Here is a 7,980-nt window from a genome sequence, read left to right on the forward strand (position 1 = left end):
GGCCCTCCTTAGGCCGCTTCGGCACGACGGCGACGGCGTTGCAACACGATGATCCCGCCCAGCACGATGAATGCCGGGATAAAGAACACCTCTTTGGGCATGCGGTCGGCTTCGATCTTGATCGCGGTGATTTCAAAGTCGAAATCAAGTCCCGCTTTCTCGGCCGGGCCACCAAACACCAGATCATCGATAAAGACCTTGCCGTCTTCGGTGCGAACTGCAATGCCCGCATTGTAAAGACGATCTTCACCCGATGCTTCCGGCCCCAATGGCAACATCACCGATTTGGTGACTTCATCGCCTTCCAGGTTAATGCCCTCGACATCCAGAAGAATGCTGGTATTGGCGGGCATATCGGCCGCCTTTTCAACAATCTCGGTCGCGGGCAGGTTTTCATAGGGCGGCTCGATCAGGTCAAGCCAAAAACCCGGACGGAACAGGGTAAAGGCAATCAGCAGAAGTGCCGCACTTTCCCACAGTTTCGAGCGGGTAAAGAAATACCCCATCGTCCCTGCGGCAAATACCAGCATCGCAATGGTCGAAACGACAATCACCATCACCACATCAAGCGGATGATCAAGCCCGATCATCAGAAGCTGCGTGTTAAACAGGAACAGGAACGGCAGGGCCGCCGTCCGCATGCTGTAAAAGAATGCGACGAAGCCTGTCTTCATCGGATCAGCCCCTGAAACCGCCGCAGCAGCAAAGGATGCCAGACCAACCGGCGGCGTCACATCGGCCATGATGCCGAAATAGAACACGAACAGATGCACCGCAATCAACGGCACGATCAGGCCGTTCGCAGCCCCCAGTTCGACAATCACGGGTGCCATCAGGCTTGACACAACGATATAGTTCGCCGTCGTCGGCAACCCCATGCCAAGGATCAGGCTGATGATCGCGGTAAAGACCAGGATCAGCATTAGATTGCCGCCCGAAATCAGTTCCACAAACTCGACCATCACCTGACCGATCCCGGTCAGCGACACCGTGCCCACGATGATACCGGCGGCCGCCGTCGCCACCCCGATCCCGATCATGTTGCGCGCCCCGGTGGCAAAACCGTCAATCACATCGACAATGCCTTCCTTCACACTGGCCATATAGTCCGGCTGTTTGCGGAAGAACGCCTTGACCGGACGCTGGGTCAGCATGATGAACAGCATCAGAACCGTCGCCCAGAAGGCCGACAATCCGGGTGATTTCAGTTCAATCATCAGGAACCAGACCAGCACGACGACCGGCAGCAGATAATGCAGGCCGGACTTGGCGGTTTCGCCCAGTGCCGGAAGCTCCAGCACCGGCTTGTTGGGATCATCCAGTTCAAGATCGGGATATTTCGCCGCATAATAAAGACCGGCAAAATAGACCACCGCACATTCGACCGCGACAATCCAGCCAACCGCGTTACCGAATATCTGTTTCTGGAAACTGATTGCGTAGTAAATCGCACCCGCAAGAATAACCAGCGTCAGCACGAACAGAAGCGAACGGATCAGCACCTGCTGAACGGTCGATGTATGACGTTTCGGCAGGCCTTTCATATTGGCCTTAAGCGCCTCGAGATGGACGATATAGATCAGCGCGATATAGGAAATCGTCGCCGGCAGGAAGGCATGCTTGATGACTTCCGGATAGGGAATGCCGACATATTCCACCATCAAAAAGGCCGCAGCCCCCATGACCGGTGGCATGATCTGCCCATTGACCGAAGATGCGACTTCCACCGCACCGGCCTTCTCGCCCGAGAAACCGACACGTTTCATAAGCGGGATGGTAAAGGTCCCGGTCGTCACCACGTTGGCAATCGATGAACCGGAAATAAGCCCGGTCATTGCCGATGCCAGAACGGCTGCCTTTGCCGGACCACCGCGCATGTGACCAAGGGCGGCGAACGCCACCTTGATGAAATAGTTGCCAGCCCCCGCTTTATCGAGCAACGAGCCAAACAGCACAAACAGGAACACGAAGCTGGTCGAAACGCCAAGTGCAATGCCGAACACGCCTTCTGTCGTGATCCACTGATGCGACATCGCCTTGGAGAAACTCGCCCCGGCCCACTGCAAAACATCGGGCACCCACGGCGCATTGCCAAAGAAAACATAGGCAAGGAACACCATCGCGACAATCATAAGGGGCGGGCCAAGCGCACGGCGCGTTGCTTCAAGCAACAGCGCCAGACCGGCACCGGCCACCACAAGGTCCTGCGTAATCGGCAGGCCCGGACGCGACGACAGCTCGCGATAGAAAATATAGATATAAAGGGCACAGAATGCCCCGGCGGCTGCCAGAACCCAGTCAAGAACCGGGATATAGCTTCGCGGCGAATTCTTGAAGGCCGGATAGGCCAGAAACGCCAGGAACACGGCAAAAGCCAGATGGATCGACCGTGCTTCGGTCGAGTTGAAAACACCAAAACTGAAAATGTAGGGCAGTGGTGATGCCAGCCAAAGCTGGAACAGCGACCATGCCACGGCGACATACAGCAAAATGCGTGCTGTCATGCCGGTAGGCTGACGCGCGCCGGTATCATTTTCCGCGATAAGATCCTGAAGATCCTGGTCCGATGGACCCTGTGTCGCGCTTTTATCGTCGGTCATTGCAAACTCCCGGTCTGAACGCGGTTTCTGTTTCGGGCGGCCCAAACCGATAGCCCAGAAACAAAAAACCTCCGTCGACACTTACCCGGTCGCCCACGGAGCATTTCGGCACATCATTGTGTGCCACTTTGACAGAATTTTATGATGCCCTCGGGGGCGCAAGAAAAATGAAACGGGAGGCACGCCGTGCCCCCCGTTTCAGCCCGTCTTACATCAGGCCAGCTTCTTTGTAGTATTTGACAGCGCCGTCATGCAGCGGTGCCGAAAGGCCGTCTTTGACCATTTCTTCTTTGACGAGGTTTTCAAATGCCGGGTGCAGCTTTTTGAAGTCGTCGAAGTTTTCAAAGACTGCTTTGACAACGTTGTAAACGATGTCTGCATCGGTTGCGGTCGAGGACACGAAGGTCGCGCCAACACCGAAGGTCTGAACGTCGTCCGGGTTACCGCGATACATGCCACCCGGAATGGTGGCAACACGGTAATACGGGTTGTCGGCAACCAGTTTCTCGATTTCCGGACCGGCAACTTCAACCAGAACCGAATCACAGGCAGTGGTGGCTTCCTGGATCGAACCGGACGGGTGACCGACGGTATAGATCATCGCGTCGATCTTGTTATCGCAAAGTGCCTGGGACTGTTCGGCCGGCTTCAGTTCGGATGCCAGTGCGAAATCGTCAAGGGTCCAGCCCTTGGCATTCATCACGATGTCCATGGTGTCGCGCTGACCCGAACCCGGGTTACCGATATTGACACGTTTGCCTTTGAGGTCATCAAAGGTTTTGATGCCGGCATCTGCACGGGCAACAACGGTGAACGGCTCCGGATGGATCGAGAAGACGGCACGAAGATCTTCGAACGGGCCGACTTCTTTGAATGCTTTTTCACCATGCAGGGCATAGTACTGGATATCAGACTGGGCAACGCCCAGATCCAGCTCGCCCGAACGGATGGTGTTGATGTTGTAGGACGAACCACCGGTAGACTCGACCGAGCAGCGAATGCCATGCTCTTTACGGTCTTTGTTGACCAGACGGCAGATCGCGCCACCGGTCGGATAGTAAACGCCCGTCACGCCACCGGTACCGATGGTGATAAAACGGTTTTCCTGTGCCGATGCCTGTCCGGCGAACAGCGATGCACCTGCCAAGGTGGCAATGGCACCCGCTACAGCGATAAGTTTCTTCATCAGGATTAGCTCCCTTTACACCCTGTTATAGAGTTTTCAACCGTACCGTTAAGATACAGCAGAAAAACATGGAAACATCAGATAAATCAGATGTTTCGGCGATGGGATTATAATGACGAGCCCCAAGAATTGAAACCCTATAACCCCGAAACCCCCTGATACTTTTACAAAAGTAACCAGTCTGTTTTCATTGGCGTGCCGCAGGCTACCACTGCGGTTGCATGATCTTTCGCGCCTGATCGCCGGTCGCAACAGTCCGACCCATGAGATGCGCACCTTCGCGCGCCTGAACGATCAAAGCAGCATTATCGACCGCACGGGAACGGTCAACCAAAAGATGATTATTTTCGAACCCAATACGCGCATGACCACCCAATCCGGCAGCCGTCAACGCACAGGCATTTTCATACGCCCCGAATGCACACAACATCCATTCCGACACAAAGGGCGATGTCTCAAGATACGGCAAAAGGTCCTTGGGATCGGACACCTGTCCGGTGGTGTAACGGCCCAGAACATAAAGCACCGGCAGCTTTTCACCGGGAATGACGCCATCATGGACAAGCTGGTTGAACCGGGTCACGTCTTCTGGTGCATACAGGATGAATTGCGGCAGAATATTTGCCTCGCGCATGAAGGCAAAGAAATCGCGCAGTTCGTTCAGGTCGGCATCTTCCGGCGCAATTTCGCGCACTGCAATCGAAACGGCTTCGGGCACAAGCCCGCGAATCATCGCCATCTGGTCCTGCGCGCTATACATGCCGACCGCCTCGCTCGTGACCTGAAGCAGCATGTCATCCCCGACACTGGCCCTGACCTCGGTCAGCATTTCGCGATAACGCCCCACATCAATGCTGTGCTTCTGATCGTCATCGCGCACATGCAGATGCATCATTGCCGCCCCGGCGGCCTTGCAGTTGGCGGCTTCCTTGGCCAGTTCGGCCGGGGTTATCGGAATATTGGGCAGATCGGCCTTGGTCTTGCGGGCACCATTGGGGGCCGATGCGATCAGAAACGGGGTATCGCCATACGACATTACGAAAGCCCCTCGGCGGCAAAGACATCATTCATCGCCAATTCAAACAGATCGACAATCTTGGCAACATCATCCTCGGTCACGATAAAGGGTGGCGCAAACAGCACATGGTCGCCGCGCACGCCATCAATCGTGCCGCCCATCGGATAGGCCATCAATCCGCGGGCAAAGGCCGCCTTCTTGATTTTAGCGTTGATCTTGCGCGACGGATCAAACGGGTCCTTGGTTTCGCGATCCGCGACCAGTTCGAGACCGCGGAACAGTCCCCGGCCCCGAATGTCGCCGACAAACGGGTGCTGCCCGAACCGTTCGCGCAGCCCATCGGCCAGCAATTCGCCCTGCTTGACGACATTGGCCAGAAGGTCGCGGTCGCGAATGGTCCGCTGGGTTGCAAGGGCCGCGGCACAGGCGGTTGCATGCCCCTGATAGGTATGGCCGTGCTGGAAGAAACCCGATCCATTGGCAATCGCGTCATCGATTTTCTTCGACACCAGGATCGCACCAATCGGTTGGTATCCGGCCCCCAGCCCCTTGGCGATGGTTTGAAGATCACCCGCAACACCTTCCTGTTCAATCGCATGCAGGGTGCCCGTGCGGCCCATACCGCACATGACCTCGTCAAGGATCAGCAGCACACCATACTGATCGCAAATCTCGCGGATGCGTTTGAAATATCCCGGCACCGGGGCCAAGGCACCCGATGTTGCGCCGACAACCGGCTCGGCGACAAAGGCGGCAACGCTGTCGGCCCCGAGTTCAAGGATCGCGGTTTCAAGTTCGTTGGCGACCCGCAAACCATACGCCGCGTCACTTTCGCCCGGCATCTGGTCACGATACGGATAACAGGGCGCGATATGGCTTGCCGTAATCAGCAGCGGCTCGAACTGCTTGCGACGCCACATATTCCCGCCAACCGAAAGCGCGCCCAGCGTATTGCCATGATAGGACTGGCGGCGCGCAATCACGTATTTCCGGTCCGGCTGCCCGATTTCAAGAAAATATTGCCGCGCCATTTTAAGCGCCGCCTCTGTCGCCTCCGACCCGCCCGAAACGAAATATGCCTTGGCAATGCCTTCGGGGGCATGGGTTACAAGGTCTTCGGCCAGTTCTTCCATCGCATCGGTGGAAAAGAAACCCGAATGGGCATAGGCAATCTGATCAATCTGGGCATGCATGGCCGCACGCACCACCGGGTCGGAATGCCCAAGGCATGAAACTGCGGCACCTCCGCTGGCATCCAGATAACTTTTGCCATTCTGATCAAAGATATAAACACCTTCGCCCCGCACCGCACGCGGCGGGATCGCAAGACTGTTGCGATGAAGGACATAGGTTTCGGGCTTGCTGTGGGGCTGATTCATGATCGGGAATTCCGGGTGGGGGCGGCTTCTTCATGATAGGTATCGAAAGCCGCAAGTTGTTCTTCCGCAACGGCAATCCGTTGCAGTACCTTTTGACCGCCGCGCGCAACCAGAAGGGCGACAAGCGCCTGCATAACCGAAACGCTGGTGGTAAAGCTTTGGAAAAAGGATGGGGAACTGTCTGATACGACCAGCTTTGCAACCGCATCGACCGCAATCGGCGCAACGTCAGAATCACAAACCGCAATCACCGGGCAATGCTGTTTGCGGGCAAACGCGACCGCGCGCACCGTATCGCGAATATAGGGCCGTGCCCCGACGGCAATCAGAACGTCCCGCGGGCCAATCCCGCGCAACTGGTCCCCGAATGCCCCTGCATGCCCGTCAACCAGAACACCATTTTCGTTAAACAGCCGATAGGCATAGGCAAACTGATACGCCGCCGGATAGGCCGCGCCACGCCCGACGACAAAAACCTGACGGGCGCGCGCAATATGTTCACACGCGTCCTTCATGCGTTCGCACATTTCCGGTGCGAATGCCTGACCGATATTGGCAATCTCGGCCTGCGCGATGCTTTGCAGCAGATGTGCATCGCGATGGATATCGGCTTCGCTGTTTTGCAACGCGCGCGCCCGGTGTGCGTAACTTGCCGGCAGGTCAAGCAACCGGTTCTGGTAACTATCGCGGAACTGCTGCCACGTATCGACACCAATCGCTGCCATCAGGCGGGTAACCGTACTGGGCGGCACATTGGCCGCCCGTGCAAGGGCGCGCATCGAACGCAGGGCCACATCATTGGGATGATCAAGGATATGGCGCGCCGCCTTCTGCATTTGCGGGCTCAGTGTCGCATAATCGGAAATCAGCTTTTCGCGCAAATCGGTGTAAACACCCATTTTCCTGCGTTCCTGTGGTCAGTTGATCGAAAAACTACGCCACAGCAGCCCGGATTTTACAACAAATGTTTCGTATTAATACTTTAATGAAACATTTGTTTCGATAACTGTTTCATCGAAAAAACGGCATTGCGTGCGGGGAATGGTAAAAAACATGGACTTATAAGAAAAAAATGTAACAATACCAGCTTCGCGGATGAAACGTTCCCGTTTCATATAATGATACAAAACTATACCCGCGATACGGGACTGGGCACCGAATCGATAAGGTGGCCAATGAATAATCAGCTGATCGATGCACTGTCGCAGACAACTGCGGGCATCGCCCTTTTTGACAGCAATGAACGAATTATCTATGCGAACCCGGCTTGGGAACAGCTGATTACCGGCGTTGCCGAAGAAGACCTGCTGTTTTCCGAGACCGAGCTTGCTGACGGCGGAATGATTTCCGTCTGCTTTGTCAAACCGCAGGCAAAGCTCGCCCACCCGATTGAGCTGCCCGCATCGGCCAATGATTCCAAAATCGGTACCGTCATCATCGCCGATGACAGCGAAAGCAACCGGATGGTCGCACGGCGCATCCTGCAAGCCGAAGGATACGGCATTGTCGAGGCCACCAACGGCCAGACCGTTCTGAATATGCTGCGTCGCGGGGTTACGGCCGATCTGATCCTGATGGATGTCGAAATGCCTGATATGGACGGCCTGCATACAACGCGACGTATCCGTCACATGCAGGGCCCGGTTGCCCATACCCCGATCATTGCCCTTTCCGCCCACCAGTCGCGTGACTGGAACGTGATTGCGCGTCAGTCCGGCGTGGACGAATTCATCAACAAGCCGATCCAGCGGACCAAGCTGCTTGATACCATCCGCGACCTCATCAGCCGGTCCCCGG

Annotated in this window: 6 protein-coding genes; 1 reads left to right on the top strand and 5 read right to left on the bottom strand. The window is 56.0% G+C overall.

The window, feature by feature from the left end; all coding sequences use genetic code 11:
* Positions 1 to 8: 8 nt before the first annotated feature.
* From TH5_RS20865 to TH5_RS20885, 5 genes are all read right to left on the bottom strand, one after another.
* Positions 9 to 2,600, bottom strand: a complete 2,592-nt coding sequence (locus TH5_RS20865) for a TRAP transporter permease (protein WP_114123489.1) — start codon at positions 2,598 to 2,600, stop codon at positions 9 to 11.
* 208 nt (positions 2,601 to 2,808) lie between these two features.
* Positions 2,809 to 3,786 (bottom strand): TAXI family TRAP transporter solute-binding subunit, encoded by a 978-nt coding sequence (locus TH5_RS20870; RefSeq protein ID WP_062953284.1) that lies wholly within the window; start codon positions 3,784 to 3,786, stop codon positions 2,809 to 2,811.
* Positions 3,787 to 3,991: 205 nt separating this feature from the next.
* Positions 3,992 to 4,822: a beta-keto acid cleavage family enzyme gene (locus TH5_RS20875; protein WP_114123483.1), complete on the bottom strand. Its 831-nt coding sequence runs from the start codon at positions 4,820 to 4,822 to the stop codon at positions 3,992 to 3,994.
* Positions 4,822 to 6,183, bottom strand: coding sequence for an aspartate aminotransferase family protein (locus TH5_RS20880; RefSeq protein WP_114123484.1), 1,362 nt, complete (start codon positions 6,181 to 6,183; stop codon positions 4,822 to 4,824). The genes TH5_RS20875 and TH5_RS20880 overlap by 1 nt, the downstream gene beginning before the upstream one ends.
* Positions 6,180 to 7,082, bottom strand: coding sequence for a MurR/RpiR family transcriptional regulator (locus tag TH5_RS20885; RefSeq protein WP_114123485.1), 903 nt, complete (start codon positions 7,080 to 7,082; stop codon positions 6,180 to 6,182). Before TH5_RS20885 ends, TH5_RS20880 begins: the two co-directional genes overlap by 4 nt.
* A gap of 276 nt (positions 7,083 to 7,358) precedes the next feature.
* On the opposite strand from TH5_RS20885, the gene TH5_RS20890 reads away from it, so the two are divergent.
* Positions 7,359 to 7,980: ATP-binding response regulator (locus TH5_RS20890; protein WP_114123486.1), on the top strand; the 622-nt coding region annotated here is incomplete at its 3' end.

The organism is Thalassospira xianhensis MCCC 1A02616, assembly GCF_003326475.1.
Lineage (GTDB): Bacteria > Pseudomonadota > Alphaproteobacteria > Rhodospirillales > Thalassospiraceae > Thalassospira > Thalassospira xianhensis.